This window comes from Pseudomonas sp. MPFS (assembly GCF_022537035.1).
Lineage (GTDB): Bacteria > Pseudomonadota > Gammaproteobacteria > Pseudomonadales > Pseudomonadaceae > Aquipseudomonas > Aquipseudomonas sessilinigenes.
This window is the reverse complement of record NZ_CP066123.1, coordinates 3066400-3093122: the sequence shown is the minus strand read 5'-3', so window position 1 is coordinate 3093122 and position 26723 is coordinate 3066400. Positions and strand designations below refer to the sequence as shown.

Below are 26723 nucleotides of genomic sequence, written 5' to 3'. Positions count from 1 at the left end.
TCATTCCATCTCGGTGGGCAACGGCTGTGGCAGCTCGTCGCCACGGGAACCGTCGAGCCAGTCGACCTCGGCCATCTTGCGCACCACGACGAACTCGTCGCGGTTGCAACCGACCGTGCCGTAATAGTTGAAACCGTAGGCCTGCTGGGCATAGCCGCCGATCATGTGGGTGGGCTTGAGCACCACCCGGGTCACCGAGTTGTGGTGGCCGCCACGGGTGCCGGTGGTCTCGGAACCGGGCACGTTCACGATCCGTTCCTGGGCGTGGTACATCATCACCATGCCCTCCTTGACCCGCTGGCTGACCACCGCCCGGGCGGTCGCCGCGCCGTTGGCGTTGAAGCATTCGATCCAGTCGTTGTCCTGGATGCCGGCGCGCTTGGCGTCGATCTCCGAGAGCCAGACGATCGGCCCGCCACGGCTCAGGGTGAGCATCAGCAGGTTGTCGCTGTAGGTGCTGTGGATCCCCCACTTCTGGTGCGGGGTGATCCAGTTGAGGACGATCTCCGGGTTGCCGTTGGCGCGCTTGCCCTTCACCGCTTCGATGGTCCGGGTGTCCACCGGTGGCCGGTAGTTCATCAACTGCTCGCCGAAGGCCTGCATCCACGGGTGGTCCTGGTAGAACTGCTGGCGCCCGGTGATGGTGCGCCACGGGATGTTCTCGTGGACGTTGGTGTAGCCGGCGTTGTAGCTCACGTGGTCGTCTTCCAGGCCGGACCAGGTCGGGCTGGAGATGATCTTGCGCGGCTGGGCCTGGATATCGCGGAAGCGGATCGCCTCATGGGCCTTGGATTGCGCCAGGTGGCTGTGGTCGATACCGGTAAACCGCGACAGGGCTTCCCAGGCCTTGAGCGCCACGCGACCGTTGGTTTCCGGGGCCAGGGACAGCACCACTTCGGCGGCGTCGATGGCGGTGTCGATCTTCGGCCGGCCCTGGCTGATGCCCGCCTCCTGCTCGCGGTAGTTCAACTCGCCCAGCAGTTGGACTTCCTCCTCGGTGTTCCAGTTGATGCCCTTGCCGCCGTTGCCGAGCTTTTCCAGCAACGGGCCCAGGGAAGTGAACTGCTTGTAGATGTTCGGGTAGTTACGCTCCACCACTTGCAGGTTCGGCGCGTTCTTGCCCGGCTGCGGCGCCACTCCGGCGCTCTTCCAGTCGCTGCCGCCGAAGGGTTGGGCCAGCTCGCCGACGCTGTCATGCAGCAGCGGCACGGTGACCAGGTCCTGCTCGACCCCCAGGTGCCCTTCGCTCATCTCGGAGAAGGCCTTGGCGATGCTCTTGTAGATCTCCCAGTCGGTACGCGATTCCCAGGCCGGGTCGATGGCCGCCGACAGCGGGTGGATGAAGGGGTGCATGTCCGAGGTGTTCATGTCGTCCTTCTCGTACCAGGTCGCGGTCGGCAGGACGATGTCGGAATACACGCAGGTCGAGGACATGCGGAAATCCAGGGTGGTGACCAGGTCCAGCTTGCCGGTCGGGCCCTGCTCGACCCATTCGGCTTCCTGCGGCTTGCAGTCGCCGGACTGGCCGATGTCCTCGTTCATCACGCCGTTGCGGGTGCCCAGCAGGTACTTGAGCATGTACTCGTGGCCCTTGCCGGAAGACCCCAGCAGGTTCGAGCGCCAGATGAACATGTTGCGCGGGAAATTGGCCGGATCGTCCGGCTGCTCGCAGGCGAAGCGCAGGCTGCCGTCCTGCCAGGCCTTGACCACGTAGTCCTTGGGCGCCATGCCGGCCGCGGCGGCGTCACGGCAGATGTGCAGCGGGTTGCTGCTGAACTGCGGCGAGCTGGGCAGCCAGCCGGCGCGCTCGGCGCGGATGTTGTAGTCCAGGGCGTGCTCGGGGAACTGGCTCTTGTCGGCCAGGGGCGAGAGCACGTCGTGCATGTTCATCTTCTCGTGGCGCCACTGCGAGCTGTGGGCATAGAAGAAACTGGTGCCGTTCATCTGCCGGGGTGGCCGGCTCCAGTCCAGGCCGAAGGTCAGGGGCAGCCAGCCGCACTGCGGGCGCAGTTTCTCCTGGCCGACGTAGTGGGCCCAGCCGCCACCGGTCTGGCCGATGCAGCCGCAGAGCATGAGCATGTTGATCAGCCCGCGGTAGCTCATGTCCATGTGGTACCAGTGGTTGAGCGCCGCGCCGAGGATGATCATCGAGCGGCCACGGGTCTTGTCGGCGTTGTCGGCGAACTCCCGGGCGATCTGGATCGCCTTCTCGCGGCTGACGCCGGTGATCTGCTCCTGCCAGGCCGGGGTCCCGGGTACGTTGGCATCGTCGTAGTCGCGAGCGACGTTGGCGCCGCCCAGGCCGCGGTCGATGGCCAGGTTGGCCGCCGACAGGTCGAACACCGTGGCCACCTTGACCTGGCTGCCGTCGGCCAGGGTCAGGCTGCGCACCGGCACCCGGCGAAACTGCACGGCATCGCCCGCCACATGCTCGAAGTGCTCGTGGCCGGCACCGGCGAAGTAGGGGAACGCCACCTCGGCGACGTCGCCGCCGATCAGGCTCAGGCGCAGGTCGATCTCGCGCCCGGTGCCACCCTCGCGGGGCAGGATGTTCCACTTGCCCTGCTCGCCCCAGCGATAGCCGATCGAGCCTTGGGGCGAGACCAGCTGGTCATCGGCATCCAGGGCAATGGTCTTCCACTCGGGGTTGTTGTCCTGGCCCAGGTTGTCGGCCAGGTCCGAGGCGCGCAGGAAGCGGTCCGGCTGGTAGCCGGCGCCCGGCGCGGTGCCGAGCATCGGCTTGAGCAGCACCAGCACCGGCAGGTCGGTGTAGCGCTTGGCGTATTCGGTGAAATAGGCGCTGGGCCGCTCCAGGTGGAATTCCTTGAAGATCACATGGTTGAAGGCCTGGGCCAGGGCCGCGTCGGTGCCCTGCTTGGGGTTGAGCCACAGGTCGGTGAGCTTGGCCACCTCCGAATAGTCCGGGGTGATGGCCACGGTCTTGGTGCCCTTGTAGCGCACCTCGGTGAAGAAGTGCGCATCGGGGGTACGGGTCTGCGGGACGTTGGAACCCCAGGCGATGATGTAGTTGGAGTTGTACCAGTCGGCCGACTCCGGCACGTCGGTCTGCTCGCCCCAGACCATCGGCGAGGCGGGAGGCAGGTCGCAGTACCAGTCGTAGAAGCTCAGGCAGGTGCCGCCGATCAGCGACAGGTAACGGGCGCCGGCGGCGTAGCTGATCATCGACATGGCCGGGATCGGTGAGAACCCCACCACCCGGTCCGGGCCGTACTGCTTCACGGTGTAGACGTTGGCGGCGGCGATGATCTGGGTCACCTCGTCCCAGCTGGAACGGATGAAACCGCCCATGCCGCGCTTGCTCTTGTAGGAGTCGGACTTGGCCCGGTCCTCGACGATGCTGGCCCAGGCCTCCACGGGTGGCAGGGTCTGGCGCGCCTCGCGCCACAGCTTGAGCAGCGCCTTGCGTACCTTGGGGTACTTCAGGCGGTTGGCACTGTAGATGTACCAGCTGTAGCTGGCGCCCCGGGGGCAACCACGGGGCTCGTGGTTGGGCAGGTCGGTGCGGGTGCGCGGGTAGTCGGTCTGCTGGGTTTCCCAGGTGATCAGGCCGTTCTTCACGTAGATCTTCCACGAACACGATCCGGTGCAGTTCACCCCGTGGGTGGAGCGCACGATCTTGTCGTACTGCCAGCGCGAACGGTAGACGTTCTCCCAGTCGCGCGATTCCTTGCGAGTTTCCCCGTGACCGGCGGAAAACTCGCCTTGCTTGCGGTTGAAAAACCGCAGTTGATCCAGCAAGTGACTCATGATGCTGTCCTCTCAGGCGTGCTGCGGGGTTCTGCGCCCCGACTCGGCAAAGGTTGGATACGGGGGCATGTCAGCAAGGGGTCTGGGCGCCCTTGCGGGCGTACCACCACCAGGTCACGACGATGCAGCTCAGGTAGAACACCACGAACATGTAGAAGGCCAGCGCCGGGCTGCCGGTCAGGCTCATCGAGGTGCCGAAGGTCTTGGGAATGAAGAAGGCGCCGAAGGCCCCCATGGCCGAACTGAAGCCCAGCACCGCGGCCGACTCCTTGCCGGCGTCCTTGAGGGCCTGCTCGCGGGCGGCGCTGCCCTTGCCGCTGGCGGCGCGCTCATGCAGGGTGCGAAAGATCACCGGGATCATGCGAAAGGTCGAACCGTTGCCGATGCCGGTGGTGATGAACAGCAGCATGAACAGGCCGAGGAAGCCGTAGAAGTTGCCGCTCTGCCCCGGCTGCGGGATGAACGCCAGCACGCCGAAGACCATCAGGATCATCAGCACGAAGTTCCACAGGGTCACCCGCGCGCCGCCCAGCTTGTCCGCCAGCCAGCCACCCAGTGGCCGGACCAGGGCGCCCACCAGCGGGCCGAGGAAGGCGAACGTCAGGGCGTTGACCTGGGGAAAGGCCGTCTTGATCAGCAGCGGGAATGCCGCCGAGAAGCCGATGAACGAGCCGAAGGTGGCCAGGTACAACCAACACATCAGCCAGTTGTGCTTGCGCTTGAAGATCACCGCCTGCTCGCTGAACGAGGCCCTGGCGCTGGACAGGTCGTTCATGCCGAACCAGGCCGCCAGGGTCACCAGCAGGATGAACGGCACCCAGATGAAACCGGCGTTCTGCAACCACAACCGGCCACCGTCGGCCAGCACCTGGGGTTGGCCGCCCAGCACCCCGAACAGGCCGAAGGTGATCACCAGCGGTACGCAGAACTGCATCACCGACACCCCGAGGTTGCCCAGCCCGGCGTTCAGGCCCAGGGCCGTGCCCTGCTGCGACTTGGGGTAGAAGAAGCTGATGTTGGCCATGCTCGAGGCGAAGTTGCCACCGCCAAAACCGCACAGCAGCGCGATCATCACGAACACGCTGTAGGGCGTGGCCGGGTCCTGCACGGCAAAGCCCATCCACAGCGACGGCGCCAGCAGCGAGGCGGTGCTCAGGGCGGTCCAGCGCCGGCCGCCGAAGATCGGCACCATGAACGAGTAGAACACTCGCAGCGCCGCCCCCGAGAGTCCCGGCAGGGCCGCCAGCCAGAACAGCTGGTCGGTACTGAAGCTGAAGCCGATGGCATTGAGGCGCACGATCACCGTGCTCCAGACCATCCACACGGCGAAGGCCAGCAACAGCGCGGGAATCGAGATCCACAGGTTGCGGGTGGCCGTGCGCTTGCCGCTCTGGCCCCAGAAGGCCGGGTCCTCCGGGCGCCAGTCGTGGATCACCGGGCCAGTGCCGGGCGTATTAAGAACCGACATGTTCTTCTCCTTGGGAAATGCTCGAAAACGGTGCCTGGATGGCGGATGGGTGCTTGCCCAGTAGCGGGCGCCGACGGATCTCGCTGAGGTACATCCAGATCAGCGACACCCAGACCACGCCGTACATCAACATGAAGCAGGAAGAGCGCACGCCGGTGAGGTCCACCAGGGCGCCGAACAGGATCGGCAGAATGAAGCCGCCCAGGCCACCGGCCAGGCCGACGATGCCGGACACCGCGCCCATGTTCTGCGGGTAGTCGTTGGCGATGTACTTGAAGACCGAGGCCTTGCCGAAGGCGAAGGCGATGCCCATGACGAACAGCAGCACGGTGAACAGCGCAGGGTTCAGACCGATATGCAAGTCCAGCGGGCCGTTGACGGTCTGCACCTGCAACTGGGTCTGCGGGTAGGACAGCAGGAACAGGCAGATCCAGCTCACCCACAGCACCCACCAGGTCACGCTCTGGGCGCCCCAGCGGTCCGACATCCAGCCGCCGACGGCGCGCAGCACCCCGCCCGGCAGGGAGAAGCAGGCAGCCAACAGCGCGGCGCTCTGCAGGCTGAAGCCGTACTCCTGCACGTAGTACTGGGTCATCCACAGGGCCAGGGCCACATACCCGCCGAAGACGATCGAGTAGTACTGGCAGTAGCGCCACACGGCAGGCTCGGCCAGGGCCTTGAGCTGTTCGCCCAGGCTGACCGTGGACACCCGGCGATGGGCCTTGTTGTCAGCGCTGAAGAACCAGAACAGCAGCGCGGTGAGGAACAGGATGGCGCTGAACACCTTGGGTACCAGTTGCCAGCTACCGGCGGCGATCAGCGCCGGAGCGAGGAACTTGGTGACGGCCGAACCGGCATTGCCCGCACCGAAGATGCCCATGGCCAGGCCCTGGTTGTCCTGGTCGAACCACTTGGCGACATAGGCGATGCCCACCGAGAACGAGCCCCCGGCCAAGCCGACGAACAAGCCCAGCACCAGGAACTGCCAATAGGCGGTGGCATGGCTGACCAGGTACAGCGGCAACACGCAGGCCAGCATCAGCAGGCAGAACACGCTGCGTCCGCCGAAGCGGTCGGTGAGCATGCCCAGCGGCAGGCGCACCAGGGAACCGGTCAGCACCGGGGTGGCGGTCAGCAGGCCGAACTGGGTTTCGTTGAGCTGCAACAGCTCCTTGATCGGCACGCCGAGCACGGCAAACATCATCCAGACCATGAAGCAGACGGTGAAGGCCAGGGTGCTCATGCCCAGCACCAGGCCTTGGCGTAATCGTGGTTGAGTCATCTTGGAGTCTCCAGCCATTGATCCATGGCTGCAGACTAGGGAGGCCAACCCCGATAAAACTTGACACCGATCAAGGAAGCCCAGGCGCCTGCATGTCTATGCTTGCGCCGCCTACCTCCAAGGAGGTAGCGCCGAAAAACCTCTGAACCCTTTGTTTATCAGGGTCTTGCCGGTTTCCCCAGGAGCCGCGCGAGGCAACCTTGGGTGAACAACTCTTTGGAGGTAGAGCGCCAGGGACCGGCTGCGAAACAACCTTTTGCCATCCCGGAGCGCTACATGCCCCCTTCTCTGCTGCCCGCTTTCGGTGATCGCCGATGATCGCCTGGTTGCGCAGTTCGCTACCGGCCCGCGCCGGCCTGGCGGTGATCCTGATCAGCGTGCTGGCCCTGGCCAGCTCTCTGAGCGCCGGCCTGATCGCCTGGTTCAGCCAGGGCGACGCGGCGGCGATCAATACCGCAGGCTCGGTGCGCATGGAGACCTACCACCTGAGCTGGAAACTGGCCGCCGGCGCCGGGGCCGACGAGCTCGAGCGCATCAGCCAGAGCCTGCAGCAACGCCTCAACAGCCCGGCGCTCAAGACCGTGCTGGAAGACGGCAACGACCTCGACCTGCAGCTCAGCTACCGGCAGTTGCAGGACGACTGGCAGCAGATCCTGCAACCGGCGCTGCAACGCGGCGATGCCAGGCTGTTCCAGGCCAGCACCCAGCCCTTCGTCGAGCGGCTCAACCAGTTCGTCAGCCTGTTGCAGCACGAAAACGAGCACAAGCAAGGCTGGCAGCAACTGATCCAGGGCGCGGCCTTGTTCACCACCATGATCGTCCTGCTGTTCGGCCTGTATGAACTGCAATCCAACGTGATCAGTCCGCTCAAGGAGCTGGTGGACGCCACCCAGCGCTTTCGCTGCGGCGATTTCCGGGCCCGGGTCAACCACCAGTCCGAGGACGAGCTGGGCCAGCTGGCCACCAGTTTCAACGCCATGGCCGAGACCATCGAGCAGTCCCATCGCACCCTGGAAACCCAGGTCCGGCAGAAGACCCTGCACCTGCAACAGGCCAACGCCGCGCTGGAGCTGCTGTACCAGAGCAGTCGCAACCTGGCCACCCGCCAGGCCAATGCCGAAGGCCTGGACGAGCTGATCCGGCGCTTCCAGGAGCGCCTGCCGGGCCTGCGCCTGTCGTTGTGCCTGCAAGGCCAGGCCCAGGCCAAGCAACTGCTGGCCCTGCATGGCAGCGACAACCGGCAGATCTGCGCCAGCAGCGACTGCGCCAGCTGCCGCCAGCGCAGCGACAGCCTGGCCTTCGACATCAGCCACCAGGGCGGTGCCTTCGGTGAACTCAAGGCGCACTTTCACAACGGCCTGGAACCCCAGCCCTGGGAAATCGAACTGATCCAGGCCCTGGCCAACCTGATCGGCACCTCGCTGCAGCTCAAGCGCCAGCGCGAGCAGGATCACCGCCTGGTGCTGCTGGAGGAACGCGCGATCATCGCCCGCGAACTGCACGACTCCCTGGCCCAGGCGCTGTCCTACATGAAGCTGCAGGTCAGCCGCATGCAGACCCTGATGCGCCGGGGCGAGCCGGTGGCGACCCTGGAGGACGTCACCAGCGAGCTGCGTGAAGGCCTGAACACCGCCTACCGCCAACTGCGCGAGTTGCTGACCACCTTCCGCCTGCGGATCCAGGACGCCGGGCTGGTGCAGGAACTCAAGGACACTGCCGGTGAGTTTTCCCGCCGGGGCGAGTTCCAGGTCCACCTGCATATCGACAGCCTGGCCTTCGAGCTGTCGGCCAGCGAACAGATCCACATCCTGCAGATCACCCGCGAGGCCCTGTCCAACTGCCTGCGCCATGCCCACGCGCAAAACGCCTGGCTGCAACTGCGCCAGCACGGCGAGCGGCTGTGCCTGTCGATCGAGGACGATGGCCGCGGCTTCAGCGGGAGCCACGACCTGCGCGAGCACCACGGCCTGAACATCATGGACGAGCGGGCCCGCAGCCTGCGCGGCCAATTACAGATTTTTTCCCGGGAGCCCCAGGGCACCCTGGTCAAGATGGAGTTTCGCCCGGAATTTCTCGGGCGCCTGACAGAAGGTAAACCCTCATGAACCCCTCCCCGCGCCACCGCATCCTGCTGGTGGACGACCATCCGATGATGCGTCGCGGCATCCGCCAGATGCTCGAGCTCGAAGACGACTTCATCATCGTCGGCGAAGCCAACCACGGTGCCGAGGCCCTGGCCCTGCTGGACTCGCTGCAACCGGACCTGATCCTGCTGGACAACAACATGCCGCAGATGAACGGCCTGGAAACCCTGCGCCACCTGCGCGCGCAGGACTTTGCCGGCAAGGTCCTGCTGTTCACCGTATCCGATGCCGAGGACGACATTCGCGATGCCCTGCGCCTGGACGCCGATGGCTACCTGCTCAAGGACATGGAGCCGGAGCTGCTGATCCAGTACATCCGCGACGCCATGGACGGCGTCCTGGTGATCAGCCCGGGGCTGACCCGGGTCATGGCCCAGGCCCTGCGCTCGCCACCACGGCAGAACGAAGTCGAGCTCACCGAGCGCGAGCGCCAGGTCCTGCGCAGCATCGCCAGCGGCTACAGCAACAAGGTCATCGGCCACAAGCTGGGCATCACCGAGGGTACGGTCAAGGTGCATGTGAAGAACCTGCTGCACAAGCTGGGCCTGCGCTCGCGGGTCGAAGCCGCCGTGTGGGCCATGGAGCACCTGCGCCAGGTCTCCTGACTGCTCCCTTGGAGGTAGGCCGGTGGAGGCATGGGCCGCCGGCGTCCGCCGCCCTACCATGGGCGGCAGCGGAGGTAAGCCATGAGTGCTCTCTTCATAGAAATTGCCCAATCAATAATATGCTTGCGATCTCGAGAGCAACTTAAGAGGAAATGCCTGCCCGGCCAGTTTTTCAGTCGTTCCAAATTGATAGATGGCCGCAGAGCCGTGCTAAACGCCACATAGAGCCAGGCTGTGGGAACCTAAGAATGCAGCCGTCATTATCGCTACCAAGCGCGTATCGTCAGCGCTTCATCTGGTCCATTACGCAGCAACGCTGCCAAGCTTGCGAAGCCGTCAAGCAGGGCTATATCTCCTCCTGGCGAATTACTAACGCTGACTCTAATTGCTTGGGGGAATGCGCCTCGCCCTACACTGAAAGCCTCTGCGGTGGTGACCAGATGCTGGAGCTGGCGCAGTCCCTGTTCAATCTCGACGGCACGCCAGGGAGCGGGTACTTCTATCCAGAAATGAGGGCAATATGGATGACTACGATAGCTAATACCTTGTAGCAAATCCGTGACCAACGATTGGCGCCGTTTAATTTCCGCTGTCTGGTGTTCTAGTAGAGTTTGTGCGGTGCCATCCTCGACCCATTTGCTTGCAATCTCAAGAACTAGCGGTGTCGCCATCCAGCAGGAGTTGCGCACCGCCGCCGCAATGCGACCCACCATGGTAGTAGGCGCATGAACATACCCCACACGCAATCCTGCTGAGACCGCTTTACTCATACCTCCGATCAGGATGCCCCGCTCAGGCAGTAGATGGCAGAGAGGTACTGGGCGCCGGACCATCAATACAGCGTGGGTCTCATCTTCGATGACGATGAGATTATGCTCACGACAGACTCGCGCGATTTCCTCCCGGCGCCTGAGCGACATTACCCCTGTGGTCGGATTCTGAATGGTTGGAGTGCAGTACAACGCAACCACCCGATTTGCAGTGCAGACTTCCTTAAGGGATTCAGGCAGAAGGCCTTCCTCGTCCATGTCCAGACCAAGCACCTTGATGCCCAGCAACTGCGCAGCACTGATTAACCCAGGATAAGAGAGATGCTCCGTTACCAAGGTGTCGCCGGCACGTAGCATGGCCATGAGCACAACAAGCAGGCCGTGCTGGCTGCCATTGACGCACAGGATCTGCTGGTACTGCGCCTGAAACTCACCGTGAGACAGCCACATAGCTCCAGCTTCTTGGTGTCGTGGCAATCCCGTGTCTGGCGTATAAAGCATCAGCTCCTGCAGCGCAGCGGACTCTGATAACTGCTGGAGACTGTATGAAAGCAGTTTGGCCTCGTTGCCGGGGATATGCATATTCCGGCTCATGTCATTGCAAATGTCCGGGCTGTCTACAAAATTGCGGAAACCCTTCTCTCGAACACTATCCCCACTGCGACCCCGGACGAACGTACCATCTCCGATCCGCGCCTCCACCAATCCCATTCGCTCCAGCTCACCGTAGGCCCTGCTCACGGTACCCGCAGTCACACCAAGTTTGTCCGCAAGGATCCGATGAGGCGGCAGTTTGGCTCCCTGTCTGATAGCTCCGTTACGGATGGATTCTTCGATGCCTTTGGCGAGACGTTTGTACTTCAGGCCAGGCCCATCAAGCAGGAAAAATCTGAAAATTGAATCGGTGTCAATATTTATTTTGACTGGCATATTTGCTCCAAATTAACCTCCTTTTAAAGAAGGAATCAGGCAATAAAAGATATCAATCTTAGAAAATCGCACGCCTAGATGAGGGAAAATAATGTCAATTCAAATTTTGACAAGTGGCAATCACCAGGTACGTCTCGCCGGCCTGGTAACCACAGTACTGTTCCTCGTGGTGTGCATCAGTTGGGGGACCACCTGGCTTGGCATTAAGATCGCAGTGGAAAGTGTGCCGCCACTCACTGCCGCCGGGTTACGCTTTCTGATCGCATTCCCGCTCTTCCTGCTCTTTGCGCACTTACGCCGCGAGTCGATCTTCTTCCCGCGCCAGCAATTGGCCTTCTTTATATTCGTGACGCTCGGCTACTTCAGCGTGCCGTATTACCTACTGAACTATGGCGAACAATACGTCGCTTCAGGGCTGACCGCGCTGCTGTTTAGCAGCATGCCAGTGTTCATCCTGATCTTCTCGGCGATCTTCCTGAAAGAGCGCGTTTTTGTGTCGCAGGCTCTGGGTATCGCCATCGGCTTCAGCAGCCTATTCATGATCATCAGGTCCCAGGGCCTGCACTTAGACTACTCGGAATTGTTCGGCGTGCTTGCCATCCTGCTCGCCGCAATCCTGCATGCGCTCAGCTATGTCATTACGAAAAAACTAGGCGCGAACATCAGTGTTATTACCTTCAATACGCTGCCCATCGGCATCGCCGGCCTAGGACTGTTCGTAGCCGGCTTGCTGGTGGAGCACCCGAACCTATCTACCATCACCGTTCGATCTTGGACCGCACTTACATATCTTGGATTGGTGGCTTCGGTCGGAGGATTCATCGTGTACTTCTTCCTACTCAAGCGCCTCAGCCCCGTGGTGCTGTCATTTGTCTTCATCATCTTTCCGGTATTCGCCGTGGTCATCAGCGCTTGGTACGAGGGGGCGGCGATATCTCGGGAACTGGTCGGCTTTATCGTGCTCCTGCTGACTGGATTCGCCATTACCAAGTTGCCGATCGAAAAGCTGCTGGGTAGGAAGTGAAATCGCGATACCACAAATTTGCCACTCTCGCCCCGGTAACGTACTGATTCTAAACGTCATCTTTCAGGACACCGAATTCGATCCCGGCGATGGCCGGGTCGAATTGCAGGTTTCCAAGCGCCTGGTGGCCTCCAAGCTCGGCATCCAGCCGGAGACCTTCTCGCGGACGCTGCACCGGCTGGTGGACGAGGGCTTGATCAGCATGCAAAGGCGCAGCATCCAGATCCTCGCCCTCGACCGCCTGGCCGACTACCCCGGCTGAGCGCCGGGCCCAGCGGTGCCGGCCAGGCCCTGGCCGGCCCGTTCCAGGTTGCGCCACAACCACCCCGGCAACACCTGCGGGTCAAGGCTGTCGATCAGGTTCTTCAGGGTCAGGCCCAGCTCGGTATCGCCCTCGATCACCAGGCGCCGGCGGAAGAACAAGGTATCCGGGTCTTCCTGGCGGCTGGCCAGCAGCAGGAACTCGCGCCAGTTGCCGCGGATGCTGACGTCGGCCCGGGCTCGCTGGGCGATGTGCAGGCCACCGCGCTGGCGCGTCAGGTACCAGGTCAGGTCCAGGTCGCTGATGCGCAGGCACAACCAGCGCCCGCGCAACAGGTCGAACTCGCCATCGGCCAGGGGCTCGGCCAGGCAGCGATTGAGCGCCTGCTCCAGGGCCAGGCGCTGGAGGCCGAATGGCACCCGGCGCACCAGCGGCAACATCCGGTCAGCGCTCTTGAGCAGCCATTGCATAGGTTTCAGCACAGTCCCGCCTCCTCGACCCGCAACATGCCCGCCTGGCCATGCCAGTAACCATTGCAGCCGTCCACGCACAGCGGTGGCGCCTCGCCCTGGCAGACCCGGGCGAAGGCCTCCACCACCTGGACCATGCCTTCTGCCCGGGGGCTCAGGCGCAACAGGTCGGCGCCACAGGCCACCAGCCCCGGATAATCGGCCAGCAGGTTGGTGACCTCGGCCGACAGGGTCTGGATGCCATTGAGGGTGAACAGCGCCTGGCCTTCCTGGCTGCTCAGGGCCAGGCCGTCGGGGTAGTTGATGCAGCAGAACTGGCAGTCGTCCTTGGGGCGGTTTTCCGCACGGGCGGTGAAGCAACGCGCCGAGTAGGCCAGTGGCAGGTGGCCGTAGGCGAACACCTCGACCTCAGGCAAGGCCCGGCCCAGCCCGGCAACTTGCTCGAGCACGGCGCGCACCAGGGCCGCGGAGCATTCCACCGGTGGCACCCAGCGGATCATCCCGCAGTCCTGCAGCTTGGCCAGGGCATGGCCGTTGTACAGGTTCAGCGCCGGGCCGGCCACGAACGGCAGTTGGCGCTCGGCCAGGAACTGCACCGCGCCCATGTCGTTGGCCTCCACCAGGAACTGGCCGTTGTCACACAGCCGGCGCAGGCTCGACAGCTCGGAGGCGGCCTCGATCAGGGTCAGGCCCGACAGCACGATCTGCGCCGCACCGGCCTGCTGCAGCTCGCGGCCCAGGCCCAGCCACTGGTCCAGGTTGAGCACCCGGCGCTTGGAGCACACGGTTTCCCCCAGGTAGATCACATCCAGCGCCAGGCTGGCCATCTGTTCGTAGAATCGCGCCAAGCGCTCCTTGTCCCAGTAGTAGAGGACGGGTCCCAGGCTGAGCTTCATCGGTTAGTCCCTCATTGCCATGAACGGTGGTAGGCGCCCAGGGTGGTCTGGCTGCCTTCGGAAAGCCCGGCCAGCACATGCCGCCACTGGTCCTTGACCGCGAAACGCTCGGGCGCCAGGCGATGGGCATCCAGCGCCGCGCGCCAGACCCGGGTGACCTGCTCGACATAGGCCGGGCTGCGCTGGCGCCCTTCGATCTTCACCGCCTGCACGCCGATCGCCGCCAACTCCGGCAGCAGGTCGAGGGTGTCGAGGCTAGTGGGCTCCTCCAGGGCATGGAAGCGCTTGCCGCCGACCATGAACCGCCCCTTGCACAGGGTCGGGTAGCCGGCCGGCTCGTCGTGCCCATAGCGGTCGATCAGCACTTCGCTCAGGCGGGCGCTCAAGCCCTCGGCATCCTCGCTCCAGCGCACCGCCTTGGCCGGCGAGCAGACCCCGCACAGGTTCGGCGACTCGCCCGTGATGTAGGACGACAGGTGGCAACGGCCCTCGGCCATGATGCACAGGCTGCCGAAGGCGAACACCTCGATGGGCACGGCGCTGTTGACCGCCACCTGGCGCACCTGGGCCATGGACAGCACCCGAGGCAACACGGCGCGACGGATGTTGTAGTGCTGGGAGTAGAACGCCAGGGCACTGGCGTTGGTGGCCGAGCCTTGCACCGACAGGTGCAGGCTCAGGTGCGGATGGCGCTCGGTGGCATAGCCCAGGACCCCGGGATCGGCGGCGATCAAGGCATCCACGCCATGGTCGGCGGCGCGGTCCACCGCCCGTTGCCAGCGCTCCCAGCCCTGGGGTTGGGGGTAGGTGTTGACCGCCACATAGAGCTGGCGCTGGTGTTGGCGGATATGGGCGACGGCGGCGTCGAACTGCTTGTCGTCCATGTTCAGCCCAGCGAAGCTGCGGGCATTGGTGTCATCGCGAAAACCGACGTAGACCGCGTCAGCGCCTTGGCGCACCGCGGCCTTGAGGGCAGGCAGGTTGCCTGCCGGGCAGACCAGTTGCATGGGCATTCCTCTTCAAAGAACCTGCTCCACCCACCTTTCGTGCAGACCGCCAGCAGGCCCGGAGCACTGGAAAAAAAGCGCTGCCAGTCTAGCCAGCGCACCCGCCAGGACCTTGACGATAATCAAGAGCGCTCACTGCATCAGCTCGGCGAACGAGAGGAATTGCACCGGGTCGTCCTGGCGCAGTTGTTGCTGGCACTCCACCAGCGCCAGGCCATCGGCCCAGCAGGCGGCGCTGAGCATCGCCGAACTCTGCTGGGGATGCAGTTGCACGCGGCACTGGCCGTTATCCCCCGGCACCAGCCGGGCGCGCAGGTACTGGCGCCGGCGATTGGCTTGCGGCCAGTCGAAGCCGGCCGGCAACGCCACCGGTTGCGGCACGACATCGCGCAGGCCCTGGCTGCGCAGCAGGAACGGACGCAACACCACCAGCGCGGTGATCAACGCCGCCGCCGGATTACCCGGCAGGCCGAGCCAGGGCTTGTCCGCCACGGTGCCAAAGGCCAGGGGCTTGCCCGGCTGGATGGCCAGGCGCCAGAAGTCCACCTGGCCCAGTTCGCGGATCGCCTGCTTGAGGTGATCCTCCTCGCCCACCGAGACCCCACCGGAGCTGAGCAACAGGTCGCATTCCTGGGCGGCCAGGTGCAGGGTCTGCTTGCTGGCCTGCAGTTCATCGGCCATCGCGCCGTAGTCGTGGACCTCGACGCCCCACCCCTGCAGCAGCGCCGACAGGCAATAGCGGTTGCTGTTGTAGATCTGCCCCGGCGCCAGGGGCTGGCCGGGTTCACGCAGCTCGTCGCCACTGCTCAGCAGGCCGACCAGCAGCGGCCGGTAGACCTCGACCCAACTGACCCCGCAAGCCGCCAGCAGGCCCAGCTCCTGGGCCCGCAGACGCTTGCCGGCGGGCAACAGCAGATGCCCTTCACGGACCTCTTCGCCGGCCTTGCGCACGTGCTGGCCAACGCTGACCGCCGGCAACCACAGTTGCTGGCCTTCGACCCGGCACAGCTCCTGGGGCACCACCGTATCGGCGCCCGGTGGCAGCGGCGCGCCGGTGAAGATCCGCACCGCTTGCCCCGCCAGCAACGCCGTGGTCGCCGCCTGGCCCGCAGCGACCCGCCCGGCCAGGACCAGGCAGCCACCCGCGGCCGGCAGGTCGGCAGCGCGCAAGGCATAGCCGTCCATGGCGCTGTTGTCCCAGCCCGGCAAGGCACGGGGGGCATGGACATCGGTTCCGAGGACCCGGCCCAGGGCCTGTTCCAGGGCCAGGCAATGCAGTTGCGGCGGGCGTGGCGCGCGTTCGAGCAAATGGCCGATGGCCAGGTCCACCGGCAGCAGCGTGCCGCTGTCGCAAGGCCCGACGCTCATGGTCGTACCTCGCAAGCGGCGATGGCCGCGCCGGGTTGCGGCTTCAGATGCGGGGCGAAGTTGCACGGGCCGGTGCGGCTGTCCAGCTGGTTGTGCAGGATCTGCGTCCAGGCGGTGCGGCAGGCCCCGGGCGAGCCCGGTACGCAGCACACCAGTACGCCATTGCTCATCCCGGCCAGGGCGCGGGATTGCAGGGTCGACATACCGATCTCCGCCAGGGAGACCTGGCGGAACACTTCGCCGAAACCTTCCACGTGCTTGTCCAGTAGCGGTAGCACCGCCTGGGGCGTGTTGTCCCGGGCAGTGAAGCCGGTGCCGCCGGTGGTCAGCACCACCTGCACCGCAGGGTCGGCGATCCAGCGCGAGAGCGTGGCGCGGATCTGGTAGATATCGTCCCGGACCAGCTCGCGGTCCACCAGCGCATGGCCGGCGGCCTGCAACAGGTCCACCAGGGTCTGTCCGGAGCTGTCGGTCTCGAAGGTGCGGGTATCGCTGATGGTCAGCACGGCGATGTTCAAGGGTACAAAAGTGCGTTGCGACAAATGGGCCATGGCCTGGGTGTCCTGTAGCTGGGGAATCGGCTTTGGGCCCAAGCCTGGACCCAAAGCCCCGGCGGGCCCATCCCTCCTTGGAGGTACCTCCGGGGGTGCGGCTCAGGGCGCCAGGCGCTGGCGCCGCCACTGGCCGCCCTGGCGCCGATAGTCGAGACGGTCGTGCAGGCGGTCGGCCCGCCCTTGCCAGAACTCCAGGCGCTCGGGTTGCAGGCAATAGCCACCCCAGTGCGCAGGCCGGTGCAGGGGTTTTTCAACGAAGCGGCGGATGGTCTGGGCCAGCAGCGCCTGCAGTTCATCGCGATCGGCCAGCGGCCGGCTCTGGGGCGAAGCCCAGGCGCCTAGGCGGCTGGCCAGGGGCCGGGAATCGAAATAGGCGTCGGACAGCTCATCCGCCAGGCGTACCACCGGGCCCTCGATCCGCACCTGGCGCTCCAGGGCCGGCCAGAAGAAGGTCATGGCGGCCTGGGGGTTGGCCGCCAGCTCCAGGCCCTTGGCACTCTGGTAATTGCCGAAGAAGGTGAACCCCTCAGCGCTCAACCCCTTGAGCAGCAACACCCGGCCATGGGGCCGGCCCTGGCTGTCCACGGTGGCCAGGTGCATGCTGTTGGCCTCCACGGGGGCGCTCTCGGTTTCCCGCGCCTGCTCCAGCCACTGGCCGAACAGCAGCAGCGGATCGTCCGGCGCCTGCTCTTCGTGCAGGCCACCTAGGGTGTAGTTACGGCGCATCTGGGCAAGGGACAGCGGCATGGCGGTGATCTCCTGGTAAGTGCTGCGCAGTCTGTAAGCAGCGCCACTTACGCACCTTGACCGCCATCAACGCCGCTGGCGCTACTTGAGCCGCAAGCGCCTGGCCAGCTTGTGCAGGTTGCTCGGGTCCACCGCCAGCAGCCGCGCCGCAGCGGCCCAGTTATCCCCGCTCAGGCGCAAGGCCTGGACGATGCACTGGCGCTGGCAGGCATCCACCGCATCCCCCAGGGAGGTCAAAGGCAAGCCCGGATCCGCCGGCTGCTCGGGCACCGGTGGCGCTGCCGGGGTGCTGTCCAGGTCCAGGGCCTCGGGCTCCAGGGTGATGATCAGGCTGCGGCTGCCGTCGCGGCTGAGCTGCTTGAGCGCAGCCCGGCCGATCACGTGTTCCAGTTCGCGCACGTTGCCCGGCCAGCGGTAGCCCAGCAGCGCCCGCTCGGCCGCCGCCGACAGGCGCAGCCCGCGCAAGCCCAGGCGGGTGCGGTTGAGTTCGAGAAAGTGCCCGGCGATCAGCAGTACATCCTGGCCACGCTCACGCAGCGGCGGGATCGGTACCGGGTACACCGACAAGCGGTGATAGAGGTCGGCGCGAAACAGGCCATCGCGGATGCTGTCGGGCAGGTGTCGGTTGGTGGCGGCGATGATGCGCACATTGACGTGCAGCGGCTTGTCCGCCCCCAGCCGCTGGATCTCGCCGTTCTGCAAGGTACGCAGCAGCTTGGCCTGGACGCTCAGGGGCAGCTCGCCCACTTCGTCGAGGAACAGCGTGCCGCCGTTGGCCGCGTCGAAGCGCCCGGCGCGATCGCTGGTGGCACCGGAGAACGCCCCTTTGACATGGCCGAACAGCTCGCTCTCGGCCAGGGATTCAGGCAAGGCCGCGCAGTTGACCTGCACCAGAGGCTTGTGGCTGCGCCGCGACAGGCGATGCAGGCGCCGGGCGAACAGCTCCTTGCCGACCCCGGTCTCGCCCAACAGCAACACCGGCAGCTCGGAGTCGGCCAGCACGTCCAGTTCGTTGAGCAACTGGTGCAACACATCGCTCTGGCCGAGGATCTCGCCCTCCTCCAGGGGCCGCCGCACATCCACAGGTTCGCTGCGGGACAAGCGCAGGCTGCGGTTCTCCTGCTCCAGGCGGGTGACGCGCACGGCCGCCTCGATCTGCAAGGTGCAGCGCTTGAGCTCGTCCCGGGCGTCATCGTCAAAGGTGCCGGCCTGCAAGGCATCGAGGGTGATCGCGCCCCAGATCCGGCCTTCGATGTACAGGCTCACGCCCATGCAGTCGTGCACGGCCAAGGGTTCGCTGACGGCAGTATCGAGCAGGCCGTCGTAAGGGTCCGGCAAGCGGCTGTCGGGCTCGAACCAGGTCGGCTCGCGCGAGGCCATGATCGCCGCCAGCCGCGGGTGCTGGGCGATCACGAAGCGCCGCCCGAGGGCCTCGTGCACCAGGCCGACGGTGGCCAGCGGCCGCAGGCTGTCGTCCTCCAGGCGCAACAGGCCGACCGCACCGCAACGAAAGTATTCGCGCAGGGTCTGCACCAGTCGTTGCAACCGCACGGCATTGGGCAACTCGACGATCAGGTCGGCGGCCAGGCTTTCTCGCAACATGGTGGTCCTCACCCTCTATGGTCATATCTACCCAGGGAAATCGCGGTGGATTTCACCATAGTCCAGGAAACGGCCATTGATTCCGGGCAATCAAAGCTGGCATGGGCGATGCAATCACCAGGCAAGACCCACACCCCCCAGGAATCCCCTGATGAACCAGACACTGTCCCAAAACGAACTTATCGAGCACATCCTGTCGCGTTTTCACGACCGCCACCGCGAGCAACTGCCGGAACTGATCCGCCTGGCCCGCCGGGTGGAACAGGTGCATGCCGGCGACAGCCACTGCCCCGAAGGCCTGGCCGATCACTTGCAGGACATGCAACAGGAACTGGAAAGCCACATGCTCAAGGAGGAACAGGTGCTGTTCCCGATGCTGCAACGGGGCATGGGCCGCCAGGCCGGCGCGCCGATCCACGTGATGCGCCTGGAGCACGACCAGCACGGCGAAGCCCTGGAACGGTTGATGCAACTGACGGGGCAGATCACCACCCCAGAGGCCGCCTGCAACACCTGGCGCACCCTGTACAGCGGCCTGCAGGAGTTTCGCGACGACCTGCTGGAGCACATCCAGCTGGAAAACGACGTGCTGTTCACCCAGGCCCTGCAATAACCCGCCCCTCTCCCGGACCGGCCCGTTCCCTGGTGGAAACGGGCCGGTCCGCGCCGGTCAATGCCAATAGAACATGGCCTTGGCCAGGATCACGATTAACACCATGTGCCCAAGGATGCTGCGGCGGATGCCCAGCGCCCGGCCCTCGCTCAGGCGTCCGCTAAGTAGCCAGAACGCCAGCAGGAGATAGTGGCCGATGATGCTCAGGGCCAGGACGATCTTCAGCCCCAGCAAGCTGGCGAAGGTGCTGCCCAGCGGGTGCGCCAGGGCCAGGCGATGGTGCCAGGCCAGGCCGATTCCAGCGCCATAGAGCAACACCACCACGCCATGCAGGACCTTGCGCGAGCGCACCGACAACGCCTGGTCGACCCCGTCCTGGGCCGCGGCCGGCACCTGGCGGCGTACCGCCGGCCAGATGAGCAGCTCGAAGAACAACGTGCCGATGAATGCGATGGCCGCCAGCAGGTGGATCAACAACAGATAGGGATAGAACATCCTGGACTCTCCCGGACCTTAACCTGGGTGGCCGTCGACCCGTGGCTGCAGCAGCATCGGCCCGTAGCGCCAGGCATACAGGGCGAAGGCCAGGGCCCAGCACGCGCCCGCCAGCCACAACCCGGCCTGGGGCAGCCAGGGCACCAGCAGCACCCGGCAGACGCCGGCCAGGTTGATCAGGATAAAGGCCTGGGTCATCCCCGCCGGTGGCTGCAACGGCCGTCCGGTATGGCCGAGGCTGACCCGGGCGATCATCGCCAGGATCAACCCGGCCATGGCGCCGATGGTCAGGCAGTGCACCGCCAGGCTCGGGTTCAGCGCCACCCCGCCATGCCACAGGGCCATGCCCATGCAGGCCAGCGCCAGCCAGGCATAGGCCAGGTGCAGCGACCACAGCAGCGGTACCTGCCACAGGCCGCGATCATGCCAGCGCCACAGGCGTACCAGGTGCCCGAGCGCCAGGAAGGCGAACAACAGGCCCAGCCAGGGGCTCGGGGCCAGGGCCAGCCCAGCGGCATACAGCAGCGCCACCAGGGCCGAACCGCCCAGCAACAGCCAGTCGAGCCAGGGCCAGGGCGCCACCGCCTCGGCCCGCCCCAGCCCGCGCTGGGTGAAAAACGGAATCACCCGGCCACCGATCAGGCCCATGATCGCCGCCACCAGCCAGATACCGGCCAGCACCGCCTGGCGCTGCCAGCCCTCATCGCCACGCACCAGGCCGCACACCGCCAGGCCATCCACCGCCGTCAGCAACAACAGGACCAGCACCAGCGGATAGTTGCGCTGTTGGCGTACCCGCCACAGGGTCCGCGCCATGACCAGCGCCACCAGCAATGGAAAACCCAGTTCCAGCAGCGCCAGCAGCGGCCAGGGCAGGTTCGCCAGCCAGGCCATCCGCGCCGCCAGCCACAACAGCGCCAGGCCAGCCAGCGGCTTGCCGGACAGGCCCGGCTGGCCGGTCCAGGTCTGCACCGCGGTGAGCAGGAACCCGGCGATGATCGCCAGGCCGAAACCGAATACCAGCTCGTGGCGGTGCCAGGCCAGCCAGCCGCCCGCGGGCTGCCAACTGCCCAGCACGCCCTGCAGCGCCGCCAGCCACAGCGGTATCGCCAGCAGCGCGAGGACGCAGCCGGCGAGGAACATCGGACGGAACGCCAGGCGCAACAACGGCGCTACGGCCAGGGCCTTACGGCGATCAAGTACTTGCATCAAGCCACTCCTTACCTTGTTGCCGGTGCTATCCACGGCGAAGCGAATCCCGGCGTCACCTTCTGCCATTCGGCGCCTGTCGCCGCTGCGCCACATCAACGAAGCAGTCGATGGGCTGGTCGACGACAACCGCAACCTGGCTGTCCAGACGGGTAGTGCAAGGGTCGTGCCCTGTGCCCGGGCGCGGCTGGCCGGCACCCTGGCGCCATCACAGGGTAAAAACAACCCGATCATGGTCATTAAAACCCTGATCGTCAGGGTCATTTAAACCCTGCCGTCATTCAGGCCCAGGATTTGCGGGCGCCCGGGCCTGGTCCGGGTCTTGCTCGGCAAAGCTGTCCCGCGTTCCTGGAGTTCCCATGAAAAACATCGTCCAGCCCCTGGCTTGGTTCTGCATCCTCAGCGCCCTGGTGGCGGCCGCCAGCGGTATTTCCCTGAGCCTGGTCTGAACCCGTTCCCTGCCCTTTCCTACACGAGGATCAATAGCCATGGTGCTTCACCGAGTCCACCACCAGATCTTGCGCAGCCATCACCTGTTCGAGCCCTTGAACGACGAGCAGCTTGACGAGCTGATGGCCACCAGCCAACTGCTCAGCGTCGACAAGGGCGAGCCGCTGTTCCACCAGGGCGAAGCGGCCGATGCGTTCTATTTCGTCATTGCCGGGGCGGTGAAGATCTACCGCCTGACCCCGGACGGCCAGGAGAAGGTCTTCGAGGTGATTGGCCCGCGCCAGACCTTCGCCGAAGCGATGATGCTGATGGACACCCCCAACTACGTGGCCTCGGCCGAGGCCGTCGGCCCCGCGCAGCTGTACCGGCTGTCCAATGCCACCTATATCCGCCTGCTGCAAAGCAACAGCCGGCTGACCTTCGCCCTGCTGGGCAAGCTCTGCGTACGCCTGCACCAGCGGGTCAACGAGATCGAGACGCTGTCGCTGAAAAACGCCACCCACCGGGTGGTGCGCTACCTGCTCACCCAGCTGATGCAGGCCCAGCCCGTGGAGCGCCAGTTCGAGCTGCCGATGGCCAAGCAACTTATCGCCGGGCACCTGGCGATCCAGCCCGAGACCTTCTCGCGGATCATCCGGCGCCTGATCGACGACAAGATCATCAGCCAGGACGGCCGGCGCATCGTCATTCTCGACCGGCCACGGCTGGAGCAATTCGAATGAGCCTCCAGGTGCAATGCCTGTACTGCCAGCAGGACAATCCGCCCGGGGCCGACCACTGCCAGCACTGCGGCATGCCGCTGCCGGCCAGGGCGGCCCAGGCCGGAGCACGCCGGCAGAAGCGCTTCATGGGGTTCTGCATCGCCCTGACGCTGTTCTGCCTGGCGATGGTGCTGTGGTTGCCGCGCTAGGCATCGCCCTCGACCCGGCCTCAGGGCTGGGTCAATTGGCGGTACAGCTGCGGCAGGCGCAGGGGTAGCTGCTCGGGCTGGTGGATCAGGCTGTAGCCGTGGCTGCCGAACATGTACGGCAGATAGGCCCCGGCCTCGCGATCGATGGTGATGCAGAACGGCGTGAGCCCCTGGCGCCGGGCTTCGCGCAGCGCCTCACGGGTGTCTTCGACGCCATAGCGCCCTTCGTACAGATCCAGGTCGTTGGGCTTGCCATCGGTGAGCAGCAACAGCAGCTTGCGCTGGTGCTTGCGCCCTTGCAGCAGGCGCGTGGCTTGGCGGATCGCCGCGCCCATGCGGGTGTAGTAGCCGGGCCTGAGGCACTGGATCTTGCCCCGGATACGGTCGTCGTAGGCCTGGTCGAAACCCTTGAGTTCCTGCAGTCGTACCTGCTGGCGGCGCAGCGAGGAGAAACCGTACAAGGCGAAATCGTCGCCGAGCAGCGACAGGGTCTCGCCGAACAGCAGCAGGCTGTCGCGGATCACCTCGATCACCCGGTGCTGGTCATTCAAGTGCGCATCGGTGGACATCGACACATCCGCCAGCAGCAGGCACGCCAGGTCGCGCTGGGTCTGGCGCCGCTCCAGGAACAAACCGCGCGCGGCGCTGCGCCCGTGCTGGCGCTCGACGTGGAAGTCCAGCCAGGCTTGCAGGTCCAGCTCGCTGCCCTGGGGTTGCTGGCGCAGCCATTGGCGACGGTCGCGCAACTGCTCGAACTGGCGGCGCAAACGCCGGGCTGGGGCCTGCAGAGGGCCCGGCAGCGCTTGCGGTTGGCAATCCCGTGGCTCGAACAGCTGCAGGTTGACGAAGTCCTCCCGCAGCCGGCCCTGGCGATAGTCCCACTCGGGCAGCTTGATGCCCTCGCCCAGGGGCAGGTCGTCGATGTCCGCCGGTGGCAGGTCCAGGTGCAACTTGAGGCCGCCACCCTTGCGGATCCGCGTGCGCGACAGGGTCAGGTGGTCGAGGTCCTCGGCGACCCGGGCGGCGTCGGGGTCCTGGCTGTCATCCTCCCAGCGGTCGAGCTCGACGTGTTCGGTCCAACTGAACAGGTTCTCCAGGCGCACGATCAGCAGGCCGCCCTTGGCCGGCGCGTCATCGATGCGCGTGGCCCGCTTGCGCCCGCCCTGCTGCTCACCGGCACTGGCCGGCAGTGGGCTGTCGTCCTGCTCGAAGTCCGCCGCCTGCGGGCTGCAAAGGTGCAGCGGCGGATACAGCCACAGGGGCAGCGGCCAGGCGGCCCGTTCGCTACGGGGAAACTCACGGACACTGCCCGGCTCGCGCAGGGCCTGGCACAGGGCGCGCTCCAGGGCTGCCTCGTCCGGTCGCAGCGTGGCCGGGTCGGGGCGCAACTGCAGGTGCGCCTCCACCAGGCGCCGGTAGCGCCCGGCCAGCCCCGGATAGGCCTGCAGCAATGCCTGGGTCCAGCGCTGATTGTCCCGTCCCCAGTGGCGCATGGGGCCGGCCTGGGCCGCCAGCAACACCAGCCAGCGGTAGAGTTCCGCATTCAGTTGGGGATCGGGAAACACCGCCAGGCTGGCCGGCAAGCGCAGGTGTTGTTCGTCGCAACAGGCCAGGGGCGCTTGCCGGCACGTCCCGGCGATCTGCTGCAGCAGGCTGCGGCGCAGCAACAGGTCGCGCTCGCTGGCCGCCTCGAGGTTCTTGCCGGGCGCACCGCCCATGGCTCGATAGAGCACGGCCAGGGCCCGCTGCCGGGACGCCAGCTCGACCCGTGCCTCGGGAAAATCGCTACTGGCCCGGCGAGTGATGAAGCGATGCCAGACGCTGCCGACCCATTCTTCCAGTTCAACCGTGAAGGCCATTGCGGCACCTCCTCTGAACGCCAGGAAGCGGCCCGCCGTGCTGGCCGGGCCGCGTTTTTTTTCAAGCGCCAGCCAGCCTCAGGACGCGACCACCGGGGCCGGTGCGGCCAGGGCGGCGCGACCCCGCTGGCGAAAGCTCAGCAGGTAGCAGATCAGTCCGGCCATGAAGCCCACGCCACTGGCCAGGCGCGCCCAGAACAGGCCACGCAGGTGCTCGGTGGTGGACATGAACGGCAAGGCGCTGCCGTCTTCGGCCCAGCGTTGCAGCAGTACCTGGACCACGCCGGCAGCGGTGAGCAGCAAGGTGATCATCACCATCGACAGGGTCATCAGCCAGAAGCCCCAGATTTCCAGGGTCTGCGCACGCTCGTCAGGCGCCTCGCCCAGACCGCGCAAACGCGGCATGGCGTAGCTGATCAGGGTCATGACGATCATCGCGTAGGCCCCGTAGAACGACAGGTGACCGTGGGCCGCAGTCAGTTGCGTGCCGTGGGTGTAGTAGTTGACCGGCGCCAGGGTGTGCAGGAAGCCCCAGACCCCGGCACCGAAGAACGCGGTGACCGTGGTGCCCTTGGCCCACAGCGTGGCGGCGCGGTTGGGGTGTTGGCGCCGACGGTTGCGCACCATGGTGAAGGCGAACATCACCATGGCCAGGAACGGCAGCGGTTCCAGGGCCGAGAAGATCGAGCCGACCCACAACCAGACCTCGGGCGCGCCGATCCAGAAGAAGTGGTGGCCGGTGCCGATGATGCCGCTGATCAGCGCCATGGCGATGATCACGTACAGCCACTTCTCCACCACCTCGCGGTCGACGCCGGTGATCTTGATCAGCACGAAGGCCAGCATCGAACCCATGATCAATTCCCACACGCCTTCCACCCAGAGGTGTACCACCCACCACCAGTAGAACTTGTCGCGGGCCAGGTTGCCGGGGTTGTAGAAGGAGAACAGGAAGAACACCGCCAGGCCGATCAGGCCGGTCATCATCACCATGCTGACGGTGGTCTTGCGACCCTTGAGCAGGGTCATGCCGATGTTGTAGAGGAACCCCAGGCACACCAGCACGATGCCCAGCTTGGTGATGGTCGGCTGCTCCAGGAACTCCCGACCCATGGTCGGCAGCAGTTCGTTGTGGGTCAGCCGGGCCAGGCCCGCATAGGGCACCAGCAGGTAGCCGAGGATGGTCAGCACCCCGGCCACGGCGAACACCCAGAACAGCACGATCGCCAGTTTCGGACTGTGCAGTTCACGGTCGGCCTCTTCCGGCACCAGGTAGTAGGCCGCGCCCATGAAGCCGAACAGCAGCCAGACGATCAGCAGGTTGGTGTGGACCATGCGCGCCACGTTGAACGGGATGGTGGGGAACAGGAAGTCGCCGACCACGTATTGCAGGCCCATGATCAGGCCGAACAGCACCTGGCCGAGGAACAGCATCAGGGCGAATACGAAGTAGGGTTTGGCCACGGCCTGCGAGGCGAATTTCAGATGTGGATTGGCAATGCTCATCACTCAGCCCTCCTTGTTGGGCGGCCAGCCGTTGGTGTCGATGTTCGAGCTCCACTTGAGGAATTCGGCGATATCGTCGACCTCTTGCTCGCTCAGGTGGAACTGCGGCATGGCGCGGCGCCCGGGCACGCCCAAAGGCTGCATCTTCATCCAGGCCTGCATGAAGGGCTTGAACCCCTCCTCGCCGCCACGGCGCTTGTAGACGTTGCCCAGCTCCGGCGCGAAGTACGCGCCCTCGCCCAGCAGCGTGTGGCAGCCGACGCAGTTGTTCTGCTCCCAGACCGTCTTGCCGCGCACCACTGCCTCGGTCAGCTGCGCCTGATTGCTACGTTTGGGAAAGGTCTGCTCGGTGTGATAGGTCAAGGCCAGGAATATCAGGAAGAAGAACACGCTTCCCCCGAAATAGATGTTCCTGGCCATGCCCTTGGTGAAGGTCTCTGACATGGTCGCGTCCTCTTTGCTTGGCGTGGCCATGATAGAAAGCGCGAGGTCCGAAACCGCTTGATGGCAATCAAGAAAGACTGATTGTTTTACTCAGGCTTTGCCCGACAGGTGCGACACCAGGCCCACCAGGGCCAGCACCACCAGGGCCCAGGCCAGCAGAGGCAAGCGCCAGCGCCAGGGGCTGTGGCGCAACTCCATGAAACCCTCGGTGATCAGCCAGGCCTTGGCCACCGCCAGGGCCATGACCCACCCGCCCTGGCCCAGCAGCACGGTGCCCAGGCTGAGCACGGCCAGGGCCAGCCCGCACAGCAGCAGGATGCGTGAAGCCGTCATGGGGATC

The 26723-nt window shown here is 65.3% G+C and carries 22 protein-coding genes and 2 pseudogenes; 7 read left to right on the top strand and 17 right to left on the bottom strand.

Annotation, left to right across the window (positions count from 1 at the left end; genetic code table 11):
• From I9018_RS14445 to I9018_RS14435, 3 genes are all read right to left on the bottom strand, one after another.
• On the bottom strand, window positions 1-3768 hold the full coding sequence (locus tag I9018_RS14445) for a nitrate reductase subunit alpha (protein ID WP_241109878.1): 3768 nt from the start codon (window positions 3766-3768) through the stop codon (window positions 1-3).
• 70 nt (window positions 3769-3838) lie between these two features.
• On the bottom strand, window positions 3839-5236 hold the full coding sequence (locus I9018_RS14440) for a NarK family nitrate/nitrite MFS transporter (protein ID WP_085597845.1): 1398 nt from the start codon (window positions 5234-5236) through the stop codon (window positions 3839-3841).
• A complete protein-coding gene (locus I9018_RS14435; RefSeq protein ID WP_241109877.1) occupies window positions 5223-6518 on the bottom strand; it encodes a nitrate/nitrite transporter in 1296 nt (431 codons plus the stop codon). The genes I9018_RS14440 and I9018_RS14435 overlap by 14 nt, the downstream gene beginning before the upstream one ends.
• A 314-nt stretch (window positions 6519-6832) precedes the next feature.
• On the opposite strand from I9018_RS14435, the gene I9018_RS14430 reads away from it, so the two are divergent.
• Window positions 6833-8623, top strand: coding sequence for a HAMP domain-containing protein (locus I9018_RS14430; protein ID WP_241109876.1), 1791 nt, complete (start codon window positions 6833-6835; stop codon window positions 8621-8623).
• Window positions 8620-9267, top strand: coding sequence for a two-component system response regulator NarL (gene narL, locus I9018_RS14425; RefSeq protein ID WP_124346734.1), 648 nt, complete (start codon window positions 8620-8622; stop codon window positions 9265-9267). The genes I9018_RS14430 and narL overlap by 4 nt, the downstream gene beginning before the upstream one ends.
• Window positions 9268-9533: 266 nt before the next feature.
• On the opposite strand, the gene I9018_RS14420 is transcribed toward narL, so the two are convergent.
• Complete coding sequence (locus I9018_RS14420; RefSeq protein WP_241109875.1) at window positions 9534-10967, bottom strand: PLP-dependent aminotransferase family protein; 1434 nt, start codon at window positions 10965-10967, stop codon at window positions 9534-9536.
• A gap of 91 nt (window positions 10968-11058) precedes the next feature.
• On the opposite strand from I9018_RS14420, the gene I9018_RS14415 reads away from it, so the two are divergent.
• Both I9018_RS14415 and I9018_RS14410 read left to right on the top strand, forming a co-directional pair.
• Window positions 11059-11991 (top strand): EamA family transporter, encoded by a 933-nt coding sequence (locus I9018_RS14415; RefSeq protein WP_241109874.1) that lies wholly within the window; start codon window positions 11059-11061, stop codon window positions 11989-11991.
• 46 nt (window positions 11992-12037) lie between these two features.
• Window positions 12038-12253 (top strand): annotated as a pseudogene (locus I9018_RS14410) (helix-turn-helix domain-containing protein); the annotation flags it as partial.
• On the opposite strand, the gene I9018_RS14405 reads toward I9018_RS14410, so the two are convergent.
• The 7 genes from I9018_RS14405 to norR all read right to left on the bottom strand — a co-directional run bounded on the left by I9018_RS14405 (window position 12241) and on the right by norR (window position 18897).
• Window positions 12241-12735 (bottom strand): SCP2 sterol-binding domain-containing protein, encoded by a 495-nt coding sequence (locus I9018_RS14405; RefSeq protein ID WP_068583285.1) that lies wholly within the window; start codon window positions 12733-12735, stop codon window positions 12241-12243. The pseudogene I9018_RS14410 and the gene I9018_RS14405 sit on opposite strands and share 13 nt — an antisense overlap.
• A complete protein-coding gene (locus tag I9018_RS14400) occupies window positions 12729-13619 on the bottom strand; it encodes a U32 family peptidase (protein WP_241109873.1) in 891 nt (296 codons plus the stop codon). Before I9018_RS14400 ends, I9018_RS14405 begins: the two co-directional genes overlap by 7 nt.
• 11 nt (window positions 13620-13630) lie before the next feature.
• Window positions 13631-14626 (bottom strand): peptidase U32 family protein, encoded by a 996-nt coding sequence (locus I9018_RS14395; protein ID WP_241109872.1) that lies wholly within the window; start codon window positions 14624-14626, stop codon window positions 13631-13633.
• Between the two features lie 132 nt (window positions 14627-14758).
• Window positions 14759-15994, bottom strand: a complete 1236-nt coding sequence (gene glp, locus I9018_RS14390) for a gephyrin-like molybdotransferase Glp (RefSeq protein ID WP_241109871.1) — start codon at window positions 15992-15994, stop codon at window positions 14759-14761.
• Window positions 15991-16545 carry a molybdenum cofactor biosynthesis protein B gene (moaB, locus tag I9018_RS14385; RefSeq protein ID WP_068583454.1) on the bottom strand — a complete coding sequence of 185 codons (555 nt, stop codon included), beginning with the start codon at window positions 16543-16545 and terminating at the stop codon, window positions 15991-15993. The genes glp and moaB overlap by 4 nt, the downstream gene beginning before the upstream one ends.
• 102 nt (window positions 16546-16647) lie before the next feature.
• Entirely contained in the window at window positions 16648-17295 is a 648-nt protein-coding gene (pdxH, locus tag I9018_RS14380; protein WP_241109870.1) for a pyridoxamine 5'-phosphate oxidase, read from the bottom strand.
• An 81-nt stretch (window positions 17296-17376) separates the two neighbouring features.
• Complete coding sequence (gene norR, locus I9018_RS14375; RefSeq protein WP_068588582.1) at window positions 17377-18897, bottom strand: nitric oxide reductase transcriptional regulator NorR; 1521 nt, start codon at window positions 18895-18897, stop codon at window positions 17377-17379.
• A gap of 178 nt (window positions 18898-19075) precedes the next feature.
• Between norR and I9018_RS14370 the strand changes: the two are divergent.
• A pseudogene (locus tag I9018_RS14370) lies at window positions 19076-19510 on the top strand (hemerythrin domain-containing protein); the annotation flags it as partial.
• A gap of 57 nt (window positions 19511-19567) precedes the next feature.
• Here the strand turns inward: I9018_RS14370 and I9018_RS14365 are convergent.
• On the bottom strand, window positions 19568-20005 hold the full coding sequence (locus I9018_RS14365) for a hypothetical protein (RefSeq protein WP_241109869.1): 438 nt from the start codon (window positions 20003-20005) through the stop codon (window positions 19568-19570).
• Between the two features lie 18 nt (window positions 20006-20023).
• Window positions 20024-21214, bottom strand: coding sequence for an NnrS family protein (locus I9018_RS14360; protein ID WP_241109868.1), 1191 nt, complete (start codon window positions 21212-21214; stop codon window positions 20024-20026).
• Window positions 21215-21702: 488 nt separating this feature from the next.
• Here I9018_RS14360 and I9018_RS14355 point away from each other — a divergent pair, with 488 nt between their 5' ends.
• Window positions 21703-22386 (top strand): Crp/Fnr family transcriptional regulator, encoded by a 684-nt coding sequence (locus I9018_RS14355; RefSeq protein WP_241109867.1) that lies wholly within the window; start codon window positions 21703-21705, stop codon window positions 22384-22386.
• Window positions 22383-22574, top strand: a complete 192-nt coding sequence (locus I9018_RS14350; protein ID WP_068588480.1) for a hypothetical protein — start codon at window positions 22383-22385, stop codon at window positions 22572-22574. The genes I9018_RS14355 and I9018_RS14350 overlap by 4 nt, the downstream gene beginning before the upstream one ends.
• Before the next feature lie 20 nt (window positions 22575-22594).
• On the opposite strand, the gene I9018_RS14345 is transcribed toward I9018_RS14350, so the two are convergent.
• The 4 genes from I9018_RS14345 to I9018_RS14330 form a co-directional block, all read right to left on the bottom strand.
• Window positions 22595-24433 (bottom strand): VWA domain-containing protein, encoded by a 1839-nt coding sequence (locus I9018_RS14345; protein ID WP_241109866.1) that lies wholly within the window; start codon window positions 24431-24433, stop codon window positions 22595-22597.
• Window positions 24434-24511: 78 nt separating this feature from the next.
• Window positions 24512-25939 carry a cbb3-type cytochrome c oxidase subunit I gene (locus I9018_RS14340; RefSeq protein WP_053129261.1) on the bottom strand — a complete coding sequence of 476 codons (1428 nt, stop codon included), beginning with the start codon at window positions 25937-25939 and terminating at the stop codon, window positions 24512-24514.
• Window positions 25940-25942: 3 nt separating this feature from the next.
• A complete protein-coding gene (locus I9018_RS14335; protein ID WP_053129258.1) occupies window positions 25943-26383 on the bottom strand; it encodes a cytochrome c in 441 nt (146 codons plus the stop codon).
• A 90-nt stretch (window positions 26384-26473) separates the two neighbouring features.
• Window positions 26474-26716 (bottom strand): cytochrome C oxidase subunit IV family protein, encoded by a 243-nt coding sequence (locus I9018_RS14330; RefSeq protein ID WP_068588477.1) that lies wholly within the window; start codon window positions 26714-26716, stop codon window positions 26474-26476.
• Window positions 26717-26723: the final 7 nt, after the last annotated feature.

Coding starts and splice junctions, on each gene's coding strand:
- I9018_RS14445 (WP_241109878.1), bottom strand. CDS start 3,768: ATGAGTCACTTGCTGGATCAACTGCGGTTTTTCAACCGCAAGCAAGGC.
- I9018_RS14440 (WP_085597845.1), bottom strand. CDS start 5,236: ATGTCGGTTCTTAATACGCCCGGCACTGGCCCGGTGATCCACGACTGG.
- I9018_RS14435 (WP_241109877.1), bottom strand. CDS start 6,518: ATGACTCAACCACGATTACGCCAAGGCCTGGTGCTGGGCATGAGCACC.
- I9018_RS14430 (WP_241109876.1), top strand. CDS start 6,833: ATGATCGCCTGGTTGCGCAGTTCGCTACCGGCCCGCGCCGGCCTGGCG.
- narL (WP_124346734.1), top strand. CDS start 8,620: ATGAACCCCTCCCCGCGCCACCGCATCCTGCTGGTGGACGACCATCCG.
- I9018_RS14420 (WP_241109875.1), bottom strand. CDS start 10,967: ATGCCAGTCAAAATAAATATTGACACCGATTCAATTTTCAGATTTTTC.
- I9018_RS14415 (WP_241109874.1), top strand. CDS start 11,059: ATGTCAATTCAAATTTTGACAAGTGGCAATCACCAGGTACGTCTCGCC.
- I9018_RS14400 (WP_241109873.1), bottom strand. CDS start 13,619: ATGAAGCTCAGCCTGGGACCCGTCCTCTACTACTGGGACAAGGAGCGC.
- I9018_RS14395 (WP_241109872.1), bottom strand. CDS start 14,626: ATGCAACTGGTCTGCCCGGCAGGCAACCTGCCTGCCCTCAAGGCCGCG.
- glp (WP_241109871.1), bottom strand. CDS start 15,994: ATGAGCGTCGGGCCTTGCGACAGCGGCACGCTGCTGCCGGTGGACCTG.
- moaB (WP_068583454.1), bottom strand. CDS start 16,545: ATGGCCCATTTGTCGCAACGCACTTTTGTACCCTTGAACATCGCCGTG.
- pdxH (WP_241109870.1), bottom strand. CDS start 17,295: ATGCCGCTGTCCCTTGCCCAGATGCGCCGTAACTACACCCTAGGTGGC.
- norR (WP_068588582.1), bottom strand. CDS start 18,897: ATGTTGCGAGAAAGCCTGGCCGCCGACCTGATCGTCGAGTTGCCCAAT.
- I9018_RS14365 (WP_241109869.1), bottom strand. CDS start 20,005: ATGTTCTATCCCTATCTGTTGTTGATCCACCTGCTGGCGGCCATCGCA.
- I9018_RS14360 (WP_241109868.1), bottom strand. CDS start 21,214: ATGCAAGTACTTGATCGCCGTAAGGCCCTGGCCGTAGCGCCGTTGTTG.
- I9018_RS14355 (WP_241109867.1), top strand. CDS start 21,703: ATGGTGCTTCACCGAGTCCACCACCAGATCTTGCGCAGCCATCACCTG.
- I9018_RS14350 (WP_068588480.1), top strand. CDS start 22,383: ATGAGCCTCCAGGTGCAATGCCTGTACTGCCAGCAGGACAATCCGCCC.
- I9018_RS14345 (WP_241109866.1), bottom strand. CDS start 24,433: ATGGCCTTCACGGTTGAACTGGAAGAATGGGTCGGCAGCGTCTGGCAT.
- I9018_RS14340 (WP_053129261.1), bottom strand. CDS start 25,939: ATGAGCATTGCCAATCCACATCTGAAATTCGCCTCGCAGGCCGTGGCC.
- I9018_RS14335 (WP_053129258.1), bottom strand. CDS start 26,383: ATGTCAGAGACCTTCACCAAGGGCATGGCCAGGAACATCTATTTCGGG.
- I9018_RS14330 (WP_068588477.1), bottom strand. CDS start 26,716: ATGACGGCTTCACGCATCCTGCTGCTGTGCGGGCTGGCCCTGGCCGTG.